Source organism: Bradyrhizobium sp. GCM10028915 (genome assembly GCF_042666195.1).
In the GTDB taxonomy this organism is placed as follows: Bacteria; Pseudomonadota; Alphaproteobacteria; order Rhizobiales; family Xanthobacteraceae; genus Bradyrhizobium; species Bradyrhizobium canariense_D.
Genome location: NZ_JBHTFN010000008.1, coordinates 366,423 through 384,779 on the forward strand (window position 1 = coordinate 366,423; position 18,357 = coordinate 384,779).

General features: G+C 60.3%; 17 protein-coding genes, 1 tRNA gene and 3 pseudogenes. 6 read left to right on the top strand and 15 right to left on the bottom strand.

The window, feature by feature from the left end:
• Positions 1-496 (bottom strand): hypothetical protein (locus tag ACFQX9_RS07695; protein ID WP_377787563.1); only part of this gene is annotated, 496 nt, incomplete at its 3' end.
• Between the two features lie 41 nt (positions 497-537).
• Complete coding sequence (locus ACFQX9_RS07700; RefSeq protein WP_018458105.1) at positions 538-1,023, bottom strand: hypothetical protein; 486 nt, start codon at positions 1,021-1,023, stop codon at positions 538-540.
• 283 nt (positions 1,024-1,306) lie between these two features.
• Between ACFQX9_RS07700 and ACFQX9_RS07705 the strand changes: the two genes are divergently transcribed.
• Complete coding sequence (locus ACFQX9_RS07705; RefSeq protein ID WP_085351207.1) at positions 1,307-1,807, top strand: hypothetical protein; 501 nt, start codon at positions 1,307-1,309, stop codon at positions 1,805-1,807.
• 167 nt (positions 1,808-1,974) lie between these two features.
• A tRNA-Thr gene (locus ACFQX9_RS07710) sits at positions 1,975-2,049 on the top strand.
• A 563-nt stretch (positions 2,050-2,612) separates the two neighbouring features.
• Here the strand turns inward: ACFQX9_RS07710 and ACFQX9_RS07715 are convergent.
• The 8 genes and pseudogenes from ACFQX9_RS07715 to ACFQX9_RS07750 all read right to left on the bottom strand — a co-directional run.
• Positions 2,613-2,888 (bottom strand): annotated as a pseudogene (locus tag ACFQX9_RS07715) (response regulator); the annotation flags it as partial.
• A pseudogene (locus ACFQX9_RS07720) lies at positions 2,885-3,257 on the bottom strand (response regulator). The pseudogenes ACFQX9_RS07715 and ACFQX9_RS07720, both read right to left, overlap by 4 nt.
• Positions 3,258-3,272: 15 nt before the next feature.
• Positions 3,273-4,760 carry an ATP-binding protein gene (locus tag ACFQX9_RS07725; protein ID WP_377787565.1) on the bottom strand — a complete coding sequence of 496 codons (1,488 nt, stop codon included), beginning with the start codon at positions 4,758-4,760 and terminating at the stop codon, positions 3,273-3,275.
• Positions 4,705-5,490, bottom strand: a complete 786-nt coding sequence (locus tag ACFQX9_RS07730; protein WP_377787567.1) for a PAS domain-containing protein — start codon at positions 5,488-5,490, stop codon at positions 4,705-4,707. The genes ACFQX9_RS07725 and ACFQX9_RS07730 overlap by 56 nt, the downstream gene beginning before the upstream one ends.
• Before the next feature lie 19 nt (positions 5,491-5,509).
• Positions 5,510-6,363: pseudogene (locus ACFQX9_RS07735) on the bottom strand (transporter).
• 1,153 nt (positions 6,364-7,516) lie between these two features.
• Positions 7,517-7,726 (bottom strand): hypothetical protein, encoded by a 210-nt coding sequence (locus ACFQX9_RS07740; protein WP_377787569.1) that lies wholly within the window; start codon positions 7,724-7,726, stop codon positions 7,517-7,519.
• A gap of 50 nt (positions 7,727-7,776) precedes the next feature.
• Entirely contained in the window at positions 7,777-7,965 is a 189-nt protein-coding gene (locus ACFQX9_RS07745) for a hypothetical protein (protein WP_377787571.1), read from the bottom strand.
• 81 nt (positions 7,966-8,046) lie between these two features.
• Positions 8,047-8,328, bottom strand: a complete 282-nt coding sequence (locus ACFQX9_RS07750; protein WP_377787573.1) for a DUF1488 family protein — start codon at positions 8,326-8,328, stop codon at positions 8,047-8,049.
• 222 nt (positions 8,329-8,550) lie between these two features.
• Between ACFQX9_RS07750 and ACFQX9_RS07755 the strand changes: the two genes are divergently transcribed.
• Positions 8,551-8,682 carry a hypothetical protein gene (locus tag ACFQX9_RS07755; RefSeq protein ID WP_274535499.1) on the top strand — a complete coding sequence of 44 codons (132 nt, stop codon included), beginning with the start codon at positions 8,551-8,553 and terminating at the stop codon, positions 8,680-8,682.
• Positions 8,683-9,156: 474 nt separating this feature from the next.
• Here ACFQX9_RS07755 and ACFQX9_RS07760 read toward each other — a convergent pair whose 3' ends face one another.
• Entirely contained in the window at positions 9,157-10,755 is a 1,599-nt protein-coding gene (locus ACFQX9_RS07760; RefSeq protein ID WP_377787576.1) for a DUF1254 domain-containing protein, read from the bottom strand.
• A 518-nt stretch (positions 10,756-11,273) separates the two neighbouring features.
• Between ACFQX9_RS07760 and ACFQX9_RS07765 the strand changes: the two genes are divergently transcribed.
• Positions 11,274-11,420, top strand: a complete 147-nt coding sequence (locus ACFQX9_RS07765) for a hypothetical protein (protein WP_377787578.1) — start codon at positions 11,274-11,276, stop codon at positions 11,418-11,420.
• Between the two features lie 378 nt (positions 11,421-11,798).
• On the opposite strand, the gene ACFQX9_RS07770 is transcribed toward ACFQX9_RS07765, so the two are convergent.
• From ACFQX9_RS07770 to ACFQX9_RS07780, 3 genes are all read right to left on the bottom strand, one after another.
• Complete coding sequence (locus ACFQX9_RS07770) at positions 11,799-12,065, bottom strand: alpha/beta fold hydrolase (protein ID WP_377787579.1); 267 nt, start codon at positions 12,063-12,065, stop codon at positions 11,799-11,801.
• A 203-nt stretch (positions 12,066-12,268) separates the two neighbouring features.
• Entirely contained in the window at positions 12,269-12,622 is a 354-nt protein-coding gene (locus ACFQX9_RS07775) for a DUF1214 domain-containing protein (RefSeq protein WP_377787581.1), read from the bottom strand.
• Between the two features lie 1,691 nt (positions 12,623-14,313).
• A complete protein-coding gene (locus ACFQX9_RS07780) occupies positions 14,314-15,501 on the bottom strand; it encodes a cation:proton antiporter (RefSeq protein ID WP_377787583.1) in 1,188 nt (395 codons plus the stop codon).
• 268 nt (positions 15,502-15,769) lie between these two features.
• On the opposite strand from ACFQX9_RS07780, the gene ACFQX9_RS07785 reads away from it, so the two are divergent.
• Together ACFQX9_RS07785 and ACFQX9_RS07790 are read left to right on the top strand one after the other, a co-directional pair.
• Positions 15,770-15,973: a hypothetical protein gene (locus ACFQX9_RS07785; protein ID WP_377787585.1), complete on the top strand. Its 204-nt coding sequence runs from the start codon at positions 15,770-15,772 to the stop codon at positions 15,971-15,973.
• Positions 15,970-16,848 carry a recombinase family protein gene (locus tag ACFQX9_RS07790; RefSeq protein ID WP_377787586.1) on the top strand — a complete coding sequence of 293 codons (879 nt, stop codon included), beginning with the start codon at positions 15,970-15,972 and terminating at the stop codon, positions 16,846-16,848. The genes ACFQX9_RS07785 and ACFQX9_RS07790 overlap by 4 nt, the downstream gene beginning before the upstream one ends.
• A gap of 792 nt (positions 16,849-17,640) precedes the next feature.
• Here the strand turns inward: ACFQX9_RS07790 and ACFQX9_RS07795 are convergent.
• A partial coding sequence (locus ACFQX9_RS07795) for a porin (protein ID WP_377787588.1) occupies positions 17,641-18,357 on the bottom strand: 717 nt, incomplete at its 5' end.

Sequence of the window (18,357 nt, forward strand, 5' to 3'; positions counted from 1 at the left end):
CATAATACGGCGCATGGCGCGGGGCGTAGCCGTAGCGCGGACCGTAGCCGTAATGCGTGCGCGGCAGATAGCCGGCGCGCGGGCCGTAGCCGTAGCGATACGGACGGTAATACGGGCGGCGGTAGGGATAGGCGGCCGGCGCTTCGACCGCGGCGGCGCGATAGCCATAGCCGTGCCCATAGCCATAGCCACGGCCGTAGCCGTAATTGGCGGGCGCAACCACCGCGTCCTCACGGTAGGTCGGATACGGCGCGAAGGCGCCCGGGCCGGTGTAGGTCGGGCCCTGGTTGACGTGATAATATTGCGTGGTGGGCTCGGCGAGACGCTCATAGGCGCCGTAGCCGTACCCGGTCCCATAACCGCCGCAGCCGGTGTTACAGCCGGAATAGACCGGCGCGACCGGCTGGCACGGATCGAAGCCGCAGGCCGCGGCGGGCGCGGTGGCGGCGAACATCACGGCAGCCGCCGCGACCAGTCCCGAAATCATCTGACGCATTACTCTCTCCTGTTGATTTCCGTTTTTTGGATTGTCGTTTCTTAACCCGGCGGCTTGCCGGGCATCTCTGCACGCGGCCGCGGCCGAGGACGCCGCGGCTGGTCGTTGAACTCAGGCGCGAGGATCACCGGCGGCGGATTGACGGGCACGTCCATCTGCGGCGGCAGCGGCGCCGATTGGGCGCCCCAGCTCTGGTGATAGCTATCGGGCGGCTTGGGCAATTTGCGGTTCGCGGGCGGTTCGACCTCGAGCCGGCCATAGCCGGGCCGCAGGCCCAGCGTCGGGTAGTAGTGGCCGACGTCCGTGGGCTGGCGCTCGGCGACATAGCGTCCGCCATAGATCGTGGGCTGCACCTGGACGTTCTTCCCCAGGCCCCAGGTCCCCTCGATCACGGCATAGGACGCGTCGATGTTGTTGATGATGATGGGCACGCCGGGGCGACCGGGAACGACGATATCGAAGCCGCCGCCGGCAAACGCCGTCGCGGGCAGTCCGATCAGAAAGGCAGCGAGCGCCACAGCGCGCATGAGGGGACCCCATTTATTCGGCGACAACCTACCCGATGGCGGCGCAGAGAGGGTTAAGGCCCTCTCACCAATTGCCGGTAAGCCTAATGTGTAAGGATTGCGCGCCGCTCAAATGCGCCAAAGCGAACTAGCGAAGCATTAACGCCGCCGGATCCTGCAGTCCGGAACCGTCGCGCGTGCTCACTTCCGTTTGACTATGGCTGACGAAAATCCGGCGGTTTCAGCGGAACGTCCGGCGTCTTCCGCGTTTAGCCCCCGTCAACAAAACGGGAGCCAAACAATCATGAACGTCAAACTTCTCGGAGCCACGGCGATTGCGGCGACCCTGGTGGCAGGCTCTGCCATGGCGCAGGCCGTGATCACCAATCCCGGCCGTTGCGCGGCGCAATTCCCCAACGCCAACTGCCAGAACGTCGGACCGGGAAATCCGTACACCGACAGCGGCTATCGGCATCGTCGCGTGTCCTATCGCCAGACCAACAACGGCGATTGGAATAACGACTGGAACAGGAGCCGCACCGGCTTCTGGCCGACCGACGTCGCCGCCGGCGCGGTCGGAGCAGCCGCTGGCGTCGCCGGCGCAGCCATCGGGACTGCGGGCGCAATCGCAACCGCCCCGTTCCGCGCCACGAACGACGCCTACGCCTACGACAACAGTTGGGATAACCGCGGCTGGGACAATCGGGGGTGGGACACCCGCACCTACGCCCAGCGCAACGGCTTCGTCTGCACGCCCGGCACCTGGTTCAAGGGCGAAGACGGCCGCCGCCACATCTGCCAGTAAGGCGGTTTGAACCGAACGCGACAGATCGGGCGGCCCTCGTGGCCGCCTGATTCATGTCTGCATCGGGGCTCCCGGGTTCTGGCACTTTCCGGTCAAGTCTGGTATTGCGGCGCGCACGGGCGGACAGCCCCGGCATAGGCCGGGCCTGCCCCGCTTCTCCAGGCGTCGCCGGCTTAGCTCAGCGGTAGAGCAGCGGTTTTGTAAACCGAAGGTCGGGGGTTCAATCCCCTCAGCCGGCACCAGGGTTTTCAACAACTTCGCGGAAAAATGTAGCCCGCGTTTTCGTTGCGCGCGCGACGGAAGGATTTATGGGCTACAAGGGGCTACATTGGTGGCGATTACCCCCTTCGAATCTGCCGCTGAAGGATTTCTTTGCGCTGGAGGCTGATCTGCGTGCGCATGCGCTCGATCTCCGAGCGGAGGTATTCGATGGGCGGCACCCCACGAGAGCGGAACGAAGGAAGACTAGCCGAGCAGTCCTATCCGCTCACGCAGGACCACGTCGATCCCAGGTCGACGTGGCCCTCGCCTCGGCTATTGAGCGTCAGTGTTGCCGAGTTCGGCCGATTGCGTCGCCATGGACGCTGATCGTGCTCAAGGTCGGCGAGAACAGTCGATCGAACTCGACATCCCCTATTAAAGCGACCGGCTTTTCTGACGCAGGCTCCTCGCGGCAAAAGTCCAGGCCGGCGCAGCTCGGCATCAATCCGAACGCATACACATGGTTGGCCGTGAAGACGGCATCGACGCGTGCGCCACCATGGTAAGTCGTCGTATTCCGCTCGAGGTCAATCGGCGCGGTTCAGATATTGACCATGTCTCCGAACGCCGAGACGATGACCGTGGACGTCTTGGCCTCGGCTTCCTGAAGCTACCGGAGCAGTGAAAGCCCGTCCATCCGCGGCATCTTGATATCCGAGACCACCATGTCGACATCGCGCTGCCGCTCGAGCAGCTCAAGGGCCTCCAGACCGTCATGCGCGAACACGAACTTCCCCTCGCGGATCTGCTTGCGGAATCTCAGCAGGACCAGCGCCTCTAGGTCTGGCTCGTCGTCCACTACAAGGACGAGCGGTGTCACGCGGCTTCTCCGAGCCGGCTATCGATCTCTTCCCGCAGCTTGGCGAAGTCGATCGGCTTGCTCAGCAGCCCGTCCGCTCCGAGGTCCAGGGCGTTCTTCCGGGTCTGGGCATCGCCGTAGGCGGTGATCATGATCACGGGCACGTCCGGGCGGCGGGCCCGGAGTTCGGGAAGCATCTCCAGTCCGCTCATGCATGTTGATGTCGGAGAGCACCAGCACCAGTGACGGATCGCACACATCCTCGGCGCGTGCCAACGCCTCGGAGGCCGACTAGGCGAACTCCATTTCGAAGCGGCCGGACCGGAGGTCTCTCCGGAAGTGCTGCCGGAAGAGGGTTTCATCGTCGACGACGAGTATGAACGCACTCATGGGGCACTCCAATCTTTAGGCGGCGAGCTTCCGTGGGAGCCGGATAATGAACTCGGTGAAGGATCCGGGCTCGGTCTCCACGTCGATGCTGCCGCCATGCTGCTTGACGACGATGTCGTGGCTAATCGACAGGCCCAGTCCCGTCCCTTCCCCCGCAGGCTTGGTGGTGAAGAACGGCACGAACATCTTGGCCCGGAGGTCGTCCGGAATTCCGGCTCCGTTGTCGCGGATCCGGATTTCCACCGCGTCGCCGAGGTCCGCCGTCGCGGCGCTCAGGGCAGGGGTGAAACCGTCGCCGGCGTCCGACTTTCTCCGGAGCGCGGCATGGAAGCCGTTCGAGATCAGGTTGAGCAGCACCCGCGTGATCTCGCGCGGATACATGTCGGCCATGCCGGCGGTCGGCGCGAAGCGGCGCTCCACGTCGATGTCAAACCCGGTCTTCTCCGCCCGGGCGCCGTGGTAGGCGAGGTTCAGGCTCTCCTCGACGATCGCATTCACGTCCGCGGGGTGATGCTCGCCGGAGTCTTCGTGGGAGTGCAGCAGCATGCTTCGCACGATGGAATCCGCTCGCTTGCCGTGCTGCACGATCTTTTCGAAATTCCCTTTCAGCATCTGCGAGAGCTCGCCCAGCTCATCCTTAGTTTTCCGGTCCACTTCGCCCGCGGCGAGCACGTCCCCCATTTCCCCGAGGAGATCTCCCGAGAGCCCCGAGAAGTTGATGACGAAGTTCAGCGGGTTCTTGATTTCGTGCGCGATGCCAGCGGTGAGCTGGCCGAGTGAAGCGAGCTTCTCGGTCTCGACAAGGCGGTCCTTGGCGGCGCGTAACTCCTCGAGCGAGCGCGACAGTTCCGCGGTTCTGGCCTGCAACTGGTCGAACCGGCGTACGTTCGCGATCGCGATCACCGCCTGGTCGGCGAAAGTTTGCAGCAACTGGACATGATGCTCGGCGAAGCTGCCCGGCTCCCTGCGGGTCACGCTGATCAGCCCGATGACCTCCCCGCCCTGCCGTAGCGGCGTCAGCAGCAGGCTGCGGAAGCCGCGAGCGCGCCCGATCTCCCGGGCTCCTGCCTGCGCGCCCAGTTCGGACTCACTGTCGGGAATCTTGACGGTCCTCCCGGCGCGCACCACCGCGAGCAGCGGGTCGGTGTCGGCGGCCCGCGGAAACGAGGCACGCAGCGCCGCATCTGCTTCCGGACTGACGGGCGTGTAGGCGGCGAGTTCGACCAGGTCGCCGACGACCCGCAGGACGACAGTCGAGAGGGCTCCAGTCAGACGGTTGGAGCGTTCGGCGATGGCTTCGAACACCGGACCAACGTCCGACGGAGAACCAGCGATCACTTTCAGGATGTCTGCAGTAGCGGTCTGCCGCTCCACGCTGATCCGCAGCTTGTTCTCCGCCTCGATCTGGTCCGTCACGTCCGTATTGGTGCCGAACCAGCGGACGACCTCACCCGCCGCATCGCGGATGGGCAAGGGCGCGAGAAAGAAACCAGCGGTAGCCACCGTCCTTGCCGCGGAGGGGAAACCTATCCTCCCAAGGCGTTCCCGTCGCAAAACTGTGCTGGATGCGTTCGACCACGCGGTCCACGTGATCGGGGTGATGCACCTTCTGCCAGTCCCAGCCCTGCATCTCCTCCAGGGTCATTCCGGTGTAGTCGTGCCAGCGCTTGTTGTACCAGTTGATCCAGCCCTTCTCGTCAGCCGTCCAGGCGAACTGGCTGATGTGGTCGGCGAGCTCCCGAAAACGTACCTCGCTTTCTCTGAGGGCCTTGGCGTTGGCCGCGAGCACCGCTTCGGCCCGCTTGCGCTCGGTGATCTCTTCGGCCGCGACGTTGATCCCGACGATATCGCCGCTGGGTTCACGGAAGGGATGCCAGTACGTCACCCAAAATCGCTCTTCGACCTGGTCCGCGCGTTGGCCTGCGACTTCGATCCCGACGACCGGCTCGCCGGTCTCCATGATCGAGCGGACGATACCTTCGACCGCATCCGCAAGGGCCGGCACGCATTCGCGAACGGTCCGTCCGAGGTGGCCCGCGACGGAGATGCCGCAGATCTCGGTCAGGCGCTGATTGATGTGTACGTACCGGCAATCCGGAGAGAGAAACGCAAGGCCGATCGGGGCGCTGTCATAGATGAGCTGAAGGCCGGAGGAGTGCCCGAACGATGTCTCCGGCGGGGGGCCGGGTCCTCGGGTCTTAGATGCGGCAACAGCGTCATCGATCGATGTCATCGTCGTCGCCTCCGTGGTTTTAGTATTTGCTGGTCAGCGGCTTCGCGGCTGGCGGCGGCTCGGCCGCGGGCGTGATCGCGAAAGTCAGCCAGGTGTTCCAGCCTTCAGGTCTATTCTGCGCCCCGAACTCCTTGAAGCCCTTCAGATTGAGATAGCCTTGGGTCCCTTCGGCGAGCGGAAAGATGTAGCCGATCTGCGGACCGACGGCGGCCACCCGCGAGCGAAATCCACCGAGCACGGGCGGTGCGCCGAAGTCGTCCGTGACCTGCTGGAAGTAGTAGCCGACGACGCCAAGCTGAAGCTGCTTGTGAAGAAGTGCGAGGCGGCCCAGTCGATGTGGAAATCCATGCCGTTCTGATAATTCGTGTCGGTGTTCTTGAAGTTGTAGGTGAGGCCCGTGACGAACGAGAACTCGTTGCCGGCCCTGGGGTCGAAGTAGGTGTAGCCTCCGCCGAAATCGATCGCGCCGTGGCCGATGCCGAGGTTGGCGAGGCGTGCGGAGGCGTAGTCCCCGATGGGAACGTCGCCCATGCCGTAGACCATCAGACTGTTGACCCCCATGTTCCATTTCAGCGTGAACTCAGGGATCACGTCGCCGAAGGAGGTCAGATCCTGCGTTCGGTCCACGCCGATGGTGTTGCCCAGCGGACCGGTTAGCGAGAGCGCGGCGGAGGTCTCGTTGCGACCGCCGATAGCGAGGACGCTGATCGCGGCCTGGCCGCCGAGGACCGGCGTGGCGAACGTATATGTCGGCCCGAAAATGGCGAGATAGGCCGCGCGGAAATGCCGACGTCGACACGGCCGCCGCGAGGAAACTGTTGGCCCGCTCCAGAGGCGACGTCGGTATGGTAGTAGACCGTCGCCCAGGACCAGCCGGGAGCACCCGGCGCCGCGGCCATGCTGCCGAAATTACCTGGAAGCCAGAAGCTGATGCCGCCTTCGTCGGCGAGAGTCGGTTGCGCCAGCCCGATTACGGCGAGGACCAAAATCGCTGCTCGTCCGTAGAGCCGCCCTCGGTTCTTGGTCATTTCCATTCCACGTTTAGTCGTTGTTGCAGTTGATCGCATCCGGCAAATGATTCGGGGCCATTCGACGGCATCAGAACGGGTGAGCGGCAGGTTGGCGACCCGCGCCCCCTTGCGCAAAGCAACTACGCTGATCTTCCTCGCGCTTGGGGACAACGGCTGCAGCGCGGAGGGCGGCCTCAATGGCACCCTCAACAATATGGCCACGCAGAACGGCTTTAGGTCTGCGAGCCGTGGAATGAGCAAATCCAAGGAACGAACCCGCGCACCCACCACGATTGAGCCTGCTCGTGCCGGGGCCGGCCAAAACCGGCGCGAGGACCTTGGTAGCCCCGGCCTGTCGTCCCCCCGTAGGCCGGGGCTCCGCCTGTCCGAAAAGCCCCTGCCTGCCAGCCCGGAACCAGACGACTTAACCTAAGTTAAGTCGGAACAGTCCAATGGGGGTTGGCCATGGGCATCGAGCGAACGCACACTCCGAAGTATTGGCATATGCGCGAGGAGGAGTTCCGCACGAAGGCCGACAACTGTCAGCATCCTGAAACTAGAGAGACGCTGCAAACTACGAAGAGCTGGCCCGGAGGGCCGAGCAAGTCGTAACAGTCACTGAGCTGGACGAGCGCAACTTAAAAGCCCGGCGGCCGGCGCAGAAATCCGTACAAGACCAGCGCGCCGTCACAAGTCAGCTTCGTCCCCGCATGAGCTAAGGCAGAGCCTCGCCTACCCTCTTATAGGAACGCTCTTCCGCGATCATCGTCGTTGACTATCTGCGGATGCTGACGAATCGCGAATGATGCGCCTTGATTCAAAGTTACCCCCCCCGCCCAGGCAGTTCGAGAACTGCCAGCACTGCGGCGGGCCATTGCTGAGGGTGGACAGCTTCCTCCGCGTTCCCTCTGGGAAGGCGGTCCGTGTTTTCAAATGTACGGATTGCCAGAAGCTCACGTGAGACGATTAAGCCGCCTGACTGAGCAGCGCACGTTCGGTGTAGTCGGTCAGCAACTTCAACGAACCACGCCTGCCGCATCGCCTTTGCTGGGGACCACCCAATCGATTGCGAGCAGGCAAGCTTCGACAACAGCAAAGGCGACCAGTCCGCCGAGCCAACCGAAGAAGACGATGGAGAAGACTGCAAGCAAGAGCGCGCAGAAGATATCGGCGAGAATCTTGCCGTTGCGCTCCCAGCGGGGTTGGTCTGCTGTGTAGTAAGGCATGGCGTCTCCTTGGGAGGGCTCGAATCCCTGCTTACCCGTCCCGTGTGGATTCAAGGATGCGGTGGCTTTTCTGGCACGCTCGGTGGCGGCGGTCCGTATTCCATGGCGCGCTTTGCCGCCAGCTTTCGATAAGCCGCCGCCTGATTCAATAGCTGGGTTTTGAAGGTCGAATCCTGTTCGCCCGCCGCCAATTTATCTAGGCTGACTGCGCGCTCCAAGTATTCGGTCAACAGTTTCATCGGCGCCCCGGCTTCTCTGACCCAAAAATCGCATGGCGGGACAAAGGTCAAGCGGGAAAGCCCGGCAATCGCGTCCTCGGCTCAGCCCCGTCCGCCGGCCGGCACAAGCTGCTCAGTGCGGACGACCGGAATCTCCTTGCCGCCGTCGTACTGGTCGCTGGCAATCTGCTCGATAGTCGACCGATGCCTTTTGAACGTACCGGCGATGTCATTCGGATCGGCGCCATCGGCGGCGGCACGTTCGCTCAATGCGGTCCATTCGACCCTGCAAGCAATACGGTCACCGCCGCTGAACATCGCGAATAGAACAGCTTCGGGCGGTGCCTCAGCGAAATCACCGGATGGATCGGGGGTAAGGGGCATCTCCGACTCTGGCTGAGGGACGGCGCGAGATGCCTAACTGCGACTTGGCCCGGCGTTCCTATTTGCGATCCCTCAAGACAGCGCGATGCGCTGGAGTCCGCTTCCGGGCACTGGACTAAACCGCTCGCGCGGTAGAACGCCGCGGCTGGCGACACGGCAAAGCAATAGGCGACAGCTCATCGTGACGAGCGGGGCAATTGGTGCGTAGCTGGCGACGATCCGATGATCGAGGACGTGCTGATCTGGAAGTTCGTGGCGGAGCACCAACCATTGCACAAGAGCCAACTCGAATCCTCGATCGCGATTGTGTTCAACGTCGCGCTAGTTGGACCCCGTCCAGGCATCTCGACGTAAGCAGACTTACAAATGCGGTGATGCTCTTGACGAGCAGCTCGAAACAGTTTCGGCTCTGATAGCTCCGGGGGCTTTCCAGCCGCCAGAGATCAGTTTGCCTCATGGCCTTCAAAAATCGAGGAGCTCACGTTTAGATTGTGTGGTGTGGTATTTGCTATAGCCAAGCCATTGAAAGTATAGGTGCCGCCAAACATTAAATCCCCATAGACGATCGTCCTGATCGTCTGAAGGTTGTTTGACGCGACTAGCTCGATCACGCGGCATCGTCCTACGTCCCCCCAGCGCGGTTTCCTCCTTTGGAGGCTTTCGGACGCCGGCCCCCGTGTGCGCGGCAACACCGTCATGGGGCCGGCATCCGAAACCCTTCACACAAGCGGTCCTCTACGGCGCGCGGCAGGTCAGCTATGGGCGCAATAGCCGACGCCGCCACGCATGGGATGGCGGCGTCGCTCGCAGCCGAGGTAACAGCGGATGCTACTTCACCATCGCAATCTCACTCGGACGCCATTCCTTGGTGAAGAACGGCTCAAGCGGACTGTAAAGACGCAGGATAGTGAACCAACCTTTTTTCGGGTCGGTCTGTATCCAATTGCCACGTTTGACGTCCGCAGGCTGGGTCGGACTAAAGTAGATTGTCGTCGTGCCGTCGGCGTCCGTTTCGGCAGCGGGCGACGGATAACTCTGGCTACCAGCGCGCGGGTGGCGCTGCGGCGTGTCAAGCATAGAACGTGTCTGGTTGTCGTAGACCGTGAACGACCAGAAGTTCGCCTCCGGTATTCCCTTGGGTAGCGTCACTTTGTACGTCTTAGACCCGTCGAAGTAATTCTTGTCGGCATCCAGCATGTTCAGGAGGTATTGTGAGCCGATGCCAGGCACGCGCATCGCCATGGCTGGTGTGATACCGGTGACGTAGTAGAAGAAGGCGGTGCGCGCATCCAACTGCCGGTAGCCGGTAGCTGGGAAGGGCTTGACGCCCTCACGAGTTATCTCTGGGATCGGTGTCTCGAACTCGTACCCGGTGACGAACAAAAAGTTCATCCATGCAGAACCGGGATAATAGAACCAGTTCGGATCGCGAGGATTCATGAACAGGGAGCGCGAGGTAGCATTGGCGACCGCCAGGGCTTCAGCGAGAATTTTCTTCATCCTCGCGTCCGGTGCAAACGGTTTGTCCTTGACGATACCGACGGCTGCGACCGATCCCATTTGTTCGAGGTCGAGGGATGTAGCAGGCTCTTGCTGCACGATCTCATTTAGCATCTCATAGAAGCTGAAATCGTTGGGCGGAACGGTGTTCATCACCTTGCCGCTGCCTTCGTGAAACTTGGTGGGCGGCGGGTCTCCGATCCTGCCGAGCTTGGCTTTGCCGCTGAGGTACTCGGCAATAGTTGTTCCGACGCCGCCGGGTTCGAACGGGTAGATCTTGGTCGACTGCTTGATCGATGCGACCGCAGGTTTCGGGTCGTTTTTGTTTTCAAGAAAAGCGCGGCCCATGATCAAGAGCCGGTTGGTCCGCGATCGGGACACGAAGTAGCCGCCCTCCGGCACCGGACCGTCGTAGCCCGGAGGCAGGATGAGATACTTGCCACCGAGACCACGATCAGGACCAGGCTGGCCAAAATCGGTGACCCAGCGGAACCACATGTCGTCGAGCGCTCCAAGGACCTTGGGCGGCACTTCGAACACCATCGGGCCCTTGGAGACGTCGATGAAGCCAAGGAAGTACACCGTGTCTGCGTTAGCAGTCAGGAAGAGCGACTTTGCATCCATCAACTCGGAAAAGATGAGGATCTCATTGTCCTTCACCCCGGCCTCCAAGAAGCCTCTGCGGGCGGCGACTAAGCTCACCCCTTGCATGGTGTTTGCAAAGGCGTTGTAGGCGTGGGTGAAATCGATGAAATCGTAAGCCTTCTCCAAGGTGGCCTTTCCGGGCGCACCATCCTTGAAATCGAGCGTGCCGAGCCGCGTCTCGACTTTGTCCAGCGTAGTGATCGATGCAGGGACTTGAGCGGTCGCCATGCGGGGCAATATCAAGCCGGCGCAAACGGCTGCCAGGACGCAAAGACTTTTCATTCGCCGATCCTTTTCATGGGCTGTCGGAGGGGCCAATTTTTGCCAGATGGCTTGCGCGCCGACTATGCAATTTCGGCAACCAAGCGCAGCGCGTCATTTGCGCGCGGGATATGAGACGGCCATGTCCGTTTTGGGTCCACAAGCGTCAGTAGGCGACAACCTGGGTCGACGTTCGGTTTGGCCCTGACAGCCGATGAGACACCTGTTTCAGCGACGTTTAGCTGAGGGCCAATAGGCCGGTTCGCGCGGGCTGTAAACTTCCAGTCTAATTGAAAAAGCGGACGCCCTCGCCTTCGGGCGGCCATTCAGACGGACGAAGCCTAGACAAACGTGAAAAGTAACGGCTAGTCATTCGGATGGAGTGGATTCCGAATAGGCTGCGACGGGCAGATGTCAGGCTTCGGGCTAGGGCCGGCGCTCAGGTCGACTTACAACCTCTGTCGGAGCGCGGCGGCCGATGGCTGAAAGCAAACTTATTTCGCTTCCCGGGCGCGGTGTTGTCGCGGAAGCGAGGCTGCGTGGAGCTGTCAGAAGGCGACGTGATCGCGCTGCATCTAGTTGTCGAGCGGATCACGGAAGCCGGGCTGAAGGTACGGCTCTCGGGGCGCCTTCGCGGCTGGAACGGTGCGTCGCCTGTTTGGACTTTGCTGGTGCGCGAGCGTTAGCCGATCGGCCCGACATGGGGTCAGAGAGGTCGGTTTGGCAGCTCGCGCGACGTCCCATCTTCGTTAGCAAGCGGAATTGCAGCAACATGGTATGCACGTCAGATAAGGGGCGATCGCGTCGGTTGGCGTAAGGTTACGACATCCGCTCCGCCTTCACAAACAGACATCGACCCGCTGGTGGATCATCCCATGTCCAGCGGACTCCGATCATCGTCGGCCGGAAAAGTGATGGTCCATCGTCGCAGTTATTTCGGCGGCCGTATGCTAGACGAAGCACACTCATGGTCTCTTGGTGCTTGCATTGCCGGGATCAACTTTGACGGTCGGCTTTGTGAGAGGCCAATGACTCGTCGGCAATCTCGCGATCCAGCACCCCGCTCAGGACCGTATGAAGGAAAGCAGGTCGCTATTGATTAGCTCTGCATGCGTCGTTGGCATCTCATAGGGTAGTCCGGGATAGGACTTCAGGGTCCCGTGCTGGAGGAGCTTCACCGACCTTGCGCCGGTCGTCGGAAACGGACAAATCTGTTCGTCCTCGCCGTGCATCACCAGCACAGGGACCTTAATTACCTTCAAGTCGTCGAAGAATTCCGTCTCGGATAGCACCCTGATACATTCGTACTGGGCTATCGCGGCGCCCATCATTCCCTGTCGCCACCAGTTGTCGCGAATTCCCTGCGCGATGGCAGGACGTTGGGGGCGGAAGGACGGTCGAAAATGCGCTGAGGGCTCTTATCAAAATCGCGAGAGAGACCGACCGGCGCAGCAACGTGGGCAACCAGACGAACTTGGTCAGCAAGCGTGCTCCCGTTACTCGACAAGTTCCAGGTCAGGCGTCTTGAACGTCTTCATCCAAAACGTGTCCTCAGGACCTTAAAGTGGAAGCCACACGCACGCATCTTTGCCCGTCGTCGGTATCCAGTTTTTCCCGAATCGGCCAGCGCCTTGGGCCCTACATACAAATCGATGCTGCCGTCTCCATTGACGTTCATCTGATCTTTGTTGAATGAGCCGAGACCTGCTCGGTCCAACGGGTTGTCGACGAAGGCCCACGTTGCGCGATCATACATGGTCAAAGACCAGAACTGCCTCGCTGGAACGTCTTTAGGAATCGTGAGCCTGTAGATCTTTCCGGCCTCCAGTGGCTGACCACCGCTATCCGCGACAGGCGCGGGGTAAACGGTGCCAGCCTTATCGCTCAAAACCTGCGGATAGAACGTAAAGAAGAACCGCGCCGCAGCCCGCCTGTCGATCTCAACGCTGTCTTGTAGACAAAATCGAAACCCCGCTGCGCGTCAGGCACCATCACGAAGCTCAAATGCCGGTCCAGCCAATAGAGGCTAGATCAAATAGCTTCGTGTCGAGATTCTGCATGTAATGGTAGGCATCGACAATGCCCTTCTCCATCTCCGCCTTATACTTCTACCGGCCGGTGGAACGGCTTTCCCGGTTCAATGCCGATTGTGGCCAACATCCCCATCATCACCTTGTCGCGGGGTTGGACTGGCTCGACACTGACGATGTCGTAAATATCGTTCAATGCGCGGATGTCATAGAACGGCAGTGTGGGTAGAAGATAAGGTCGGCCATTGACGATCCGGGTTGGTCGCCGCCTCAGACAGGGGGTACATCTCCACAGTGGGATAGGCGGATGGATAAGAAAAAAGCAGAAAGTTTAAAGAACCGCGAGAATCATTACAGCCCTTAACGAAGACTTGGAAAGTGTGTGTGCAGATTCTTCAGATTTATTCCGGACCGTGCACAGGCTTCGAGCGTCTTTCGAGTTGCCCTCAGGAGGGCTGAGCGGCCGAATCGAGCGGTGTGGATGTCCAGCCGAAAAGACCCGCTGTAACCTACATAACCGACAAATAGTTCCAGGAAACCATGATGGTGAAGTGCGCTTATCAGGTTTCTTGCTACGCCAGAATCTACGCCGGTATCATTCGCGCGTACTCGAGACAGCGACAATCTCCTCCAGGTCGGCGGGCTGTCTGGTGGCAAGCAAATTAGTCCCTCGCGTACCACTGCACCTAGAAAACATTCCACTTCCGGTTTGAGCAGCGAGGGCTCCCGTCGCCTGATGATGCTCGGGTGCCCTTTGATACCGAACCATAAGGTGGACAGGACTTCGTGGGACGCATCGGAAAGCGCTCCGCAGGAGAGATCGACCGCCGGAAACCGCTTCGGTTCCGATTGACGATGTAGACAATTGGCACGACCAGACTGGTTGATCAAATAGCGCAGGCGGTTCTGGATGCTGGAGTAGCTGCGCTGCATTGTCGATGCGAGTTCATCTGTAGACTTCCCCTGAGAAGCCAACTCGAGAAGTCGGGCATCGTCGCTGTCGCTCCATCGTTTTCCGCCACGAGATCTGTCGGGGGGTGATACGTCCATACAGCTCAGATCTCCGATTTAAACGGCCGGACAAGAACTCGAGGAACTAACAGCGGAATACTGTTCCAAGAGCTCCGGCACGCAAATACCGTATCAACGTATGCAGCTCAACGATGAACGGACTGCAAGGGGGACATCGAGATGTCCAAAGATCTCGGCTTGCTCGAGCTGGCTTGCTCACAGGCCGAGCTTTGTAGTTTTTAACGACTCGTGCCGGTCAGACCAGTTGCTGCCGCGTAACCCAACGGCGCATGCACTTCGGCCAGGACTATCTCGCGACGCTCCTTCGCTGGCACGGGCGCATGTGCTCGCAGCTCAAGAGCGCCGCAGGGAGTCAGCGAACTTGATGGCATCCCCGTCGCTCGGAAATGCATGAAGAAGTTGCGAGGCGAGCCACTAGATTTGGGCCTGTGCAGCGCCGTCACCTCCATGCATCGCGTCCGCGGCGCAACGACGACCAGGTTCGCCTCAACCAGGCTCAATCGGCGCTGAAAGCCGCTTACCCGCGCCCGGGCCGCTCGTCGCGCCGTCTGTGAAGAAGCTGCCCAGCGATAGTCGGGAACAGCAGTACCGACAAAACTGCAGCTCCGACGAGCACGGAGCCCATCTGCTGGCTCATGGTTTTTGCACGAACGGCGATCTCGGTGATCACCACGACCAATGAAAGCGAGGCGACCGAACTGTACAGCGCAAAGGGTATCCGTTCTGTGGGCTTGAGGTCCTTTCGATACAAAAATACCGGAACACCTCGCACTAGCAGAAAAAGCACGAGCGCGACCGGTACTAGTAACATCGTGACGGCGCTACCCGTTATCGAGGCGAGATCGAATTTAATACCCGTGCCGACGAAAAAAAACGGAATGAACCAGCCGAAGAAGATGGCATCAATTTTCATTCGCGGCGCTTTTCCGTCCGGCCCTTGAGTACCTAGCCCTACGACTAATCCCGCAGCAAATGCTCCCAAGATGCTCTCAAACCCGAAGCGCTCCGACAGAACGAAGAAAGCGGCAAACAATAGCAGGGTGATACGAACCGGCAGCTGGGAGCTTCCATGCATCGAGCGAGTCAGGAGGGCCACAACACGTGGTGGGCGTAGCCCCAAACTGATTGCGGCTGTCAAAACGACGACCACAAGGAATGCCACCAGGAAACCAAACTCCTGGAAGGTCGTGTACTGCTGGCTAAGCAGCAACGACATTGCGACAATTGGTCCTAGTTCGCCCATTGTACCTGCGGCGATGAAAAAACGCCCGAACGGTGTGTCGAGTTGATTGGCATCACGCAAAATGGGTAGCAGCGTACCCAGCGCAGTTGTGGCAAGAGCCAATGCCACGATCATGGGATCATGGAGCGAACTCGCACGAAGGACGGCTGCCGCTAACACCGCAAGCAATACCGACATTCCCCACCCACCCACCGCAAGCAACAAGGGCCGGCCGCGAACTCTTTCGAACTCAAGCTCCATGCCCGCCATGAAGAGAGTGGCCGCCATCCCGAAGGCGAACATAGAGGCCAGGACGCCGTCGAATCTCACCCAGCCAAGAACTTGTGGGCCAATGATGACGCCTAGCATGACTTCAAGCACTACCGCCGGAACTCGAAATCCGATCGGAAGCTCTGCAAGCAGCGGTCCGGCGACGGCCATGACCAGAACCAGAAGGACAGGCGAATGAGTGTCAGCCAACATCTGGGTCCTAATGTTTGTTCACCGTGCCGAGCTCATGGGCCACGAACACGCGTCGTCTTGCGATTGGTCGAATGGAGGATGCCCCGAGCGGGCCGCGTTTAATCATGGCACCACGGCAAAGAATAAGTAACCAGCAAACATGACGAGATGCACGACCCCTGAAGCACCGTGGTTCGGCCGTGCCAGGGTGATGACGCCGAGAAGCAAAGTCAGGCGAGAAGCCCTGCTCCTCGGCATAGTCCAAGCTCCAGACGGATTCGAGCGATTCTTGATCGTGATTGATATTGTGACGCGCCACTATGCACTTTCGGCCGAGACTTGGCGCGATCCAACTCGTGCCAGTGCCTCCGAAGGCGCGCTCGGCCCGACCGATCTTGCCATCGGAACCATCGATAAGGCTTGCGGCCAGCCCCATTTCGCCCGATTTTGTCGGCTTAAGGAATTGCCCATGGAGACGGCTTCATCCCTATGACGGTCACAGAGAGCAAGAAGATTTCCGCCTGCCCCAGCTGGCTGGGACTAAGCGAGGACCGCAGGAGCTTCGTCTATCTTGAGGACCGAGCCGAGATAATCCGAAAGATCTTTGAACTTTCGATTGGTGGGTTGGGCAGCTACGCAATAACCAACTTTCTCGAGAAGCAGGGCATTTCTCCGTTCGGATCATCGCCCAAATGGGACCACACCACGATAGATAGCATGCTCCGCAACCGCGCGGTGGTAGGGGAATATCAGCCGAAGAGTTATGTGGGCGGCCGAAGCAAGGGGATCCCGACTGGTCCGCCCGTGCCGGACTACTATCCGGCCGTCATAGACGAAGATACGTTCCAAAAAGCTCAGGCCGCCCGGCAGCAAAATCTGATCACCAACCGCGGGCGAAAGGGCAACAATTTAGCAAATCTGTTCGACGGACTTACCACATGCGCTTACTGCGGGAGCGAAGTCCGGTTTCTTAGTAGTCACCCTTACAAGAGCTTGGTCTGCGCGAAGGTGCTGGACGAGAACGGGTGCACGAAAACGGCATGGTCCTACCAAGATTTCGAAGCAAACGTTTTACAGTTTTTGGCCCACCCTGCGCTCCTGGACTCAGCCGAGCCCTCGCGGAAGGACGAGCTTCGAAATCTGGTTGGAGACATCGTCCGGTTGGGCGACGACGGCGACCTTTACGTCACTCGTTACTCCATCGCCCTAAGTCTCAGAAAGATCGTGACGCAGCTCACGCTTTCAAGCAGCGGGTCTACCTCGGGGAACCGTCTGGCGGACGCAGCTGTTCGACGTGACGTCAAAGGACGATTCTACGAGCTGCGTTTGTGGGACGGCGCCATCTACAGGGGCATCTCAACGAGCTGAGTTGACGTTATGCTGCTTAAGCCCCGTTCTGCTGTCGGTTCGGTTAGGCACAAGCGATCAGCCAATCCGAAAATTTCTAGGTCGAATAGTGAGCCTTCCTAGGTTCTGGTCGATGTCCAAAGGGCCTCGACAATCGTCGATACTCGCCCGATCAACCTGCCACATTGCCAGTTGCGCTGCCGTTACCCAGGAATTGGGGGCGATCGAGCCTGAGGCTCAATCTTAGGGTCCCAGTTCGAGAAGTGCGGCGAGAAGCCTGACAGCGTTTGCTCCCTTGAAGCCCGCCAGTTGAAGTCGGAGGGTGGGGTCGATCCAAAACGGCACTCGGTGCCAAAGGCAGCTCCGTTGTTTTAGCTCAACGTCCGTCCCAACGCCCTTCGCATGATACGATCATGAGTTTCATCCAACCGACACGCCCCCTGAGAACCCCAAGCCCTCGCGGTTGGAAGAGGCAGTCGGATCATCGTAGAACACGCGGAAGACTTGCGGGAGACGATTCGGAAGCTCCGCCGTCGTCTGAACTGAGCAGGTCACTCCTTCAGACCCCACCAACCGGAATGCCAGGCTGGCGAACACCCGCAGCGGTTCGTAGGACACCGGGCAACGGCAAAGACGTTTTGAGCTGCGTGCTCCTTAGTCCTCAAGCGCCTGATAAAGCTTATGCGCGGCCCATCTTGAGCGCCTTTTCGATAGCTGATGCACCCAATGTGAGGAGGAGGCGGAGCGCATAATGCAAAAACCCCCGGCAGTTTCCTGCCGAGGGCCTTTGGAGGTTAGGTCGTTAAACCGAACTTACCAGTTGCGCTGAGCGCGGAGGAGCATAACGACCGAGTCTTGGTCCCTCAGCTCATAGGTCGCGGCCGGCTTGGCCGCGGGACCGTTGATAGCCGTGGTGGTCACGACGCCAGCATACCTCTGGTCAAGGCGGGTCCAGGAGACGTCCGCCGAGAACGTCAGGTTCTTGACCGGAGTCCAGCGGGTGATGACGCCCACCGTGCCAAGCGCGAAGTCCGGATTGCAGGACGTCACGCCGGCAACTCCCGAGATGATGCCCGCAGGTCCGCAGAGGAAGGTCTTCGCACCGCTGCCGAACTGAGCCTGAGCGTACGAACCGTAGATCGCCGTGTTCCAGTACGCATCCCAGTTATGGGTGTACGCACCACGGAAGCCCCAGGTCTTGATGGTTTCCTGCTGACCGCCCGTGACGAACACGGTGTCCGGAGCATTCGCCGCGGCCACGCTGGCGTAGGCGACGTTTGAGCTACCGTAAAGCGCGAACGAGCTACCCGCGAGGTTCTGGAAGTTGTAGCGGGTCGCACCATCGGTGTAGACGCCCTGGATGTTGATCACGTCACCCGCGCCAGTCGGGATGTTCTTGATCGACAGAGCGAGCTGAGCAGCCCACCCCCATTTGTCGTCGGGATGGCCAGTCGCCTCGGTCGCGCCGTAGTAGGCAACGTGGTTGTCATGCGCAGCCACCGACGCCTGGAAGAGACCCCAAGCCTGGTC

Coding starts and splice junctions, on each gene's coding strand:
- ACFQX9_RS07700 (WP_018458105.1), bottom strand. CDS start 1,023: ATGCGCGCTGTGGCGCTCGCTGCCTTTCTGATCGGACTGCCCGCGACG.
- ACFQX9_RS07705 (WP_085351207.1), top strand. CDS start 1,307: ATGAACGTCAAACTTCTCGGAGCCACGGCGATTGCGGCGACCCTGGTG.
- ACFQX9_RS07730 (WP_377787567.1), bottom strand. CDS start 5,490: ATGACATCGATCGATGACGCTGTTGCCGCATCTAAGACCCGAGGACCC.
- ACFQX9_RS07740 (WP_377787569.1), bottom strand. CDS start 7,726: ATGCCTTACTACACAGCAGACCAACCCCGCTGGGAGCGCAACGGCAAG.
- ACFQX9_RS07745 (WP_377787571.1), bottom strand. CDS start 7,965: ATGAAACTGTTGACCGAATACTTGGAGCGCGCAGTCAGCCTAGATAAA.
- ACFQX9_RS07750 (WP_377787573.1), bottom strand. CDS start 8,328: ATGCCCCTTACCCCCGATCCATCCGGTGATTTCGCTGAGGCACCGCCC.
- ACFQX9_RS07755 (WP_274535499.1), top strand. CDS start 8,551: ATGATCGAGGACGTGCTGATCTGGAAGTTCGTGGCGGAGCACCAACCA.
- ACFQX9_RS07760 (WP_377787576.1), bottom strand. CDS start 10,755: ATGAAAAGTCTTTGCGTCCTGGCAGCCGTTTGCGCCGGCTTGATATTG.
- ACFQX9_RS07770 (WP_377787579.1), bottom strand. CDS start 12,065: ATGATGGGCGCCGCGATAGCCCAGTACGAATGTATCAGGGTGCTATCC.
- ACFQX9_RS07780 (WP_377787583.1), bottom strand. CDS start 15,501: ATGTTGGCTGACACTCATTCGCCTGTCCTTCTGGTTCTGGTCATGGCC.
- ACFQX9_RS07790 (WP_377787586.1), top strand. CDS start 15,970: ATGACGGTCACAGAGAGCAAGAAGATTTCCGCCTGCCCCAGCTGGCTG.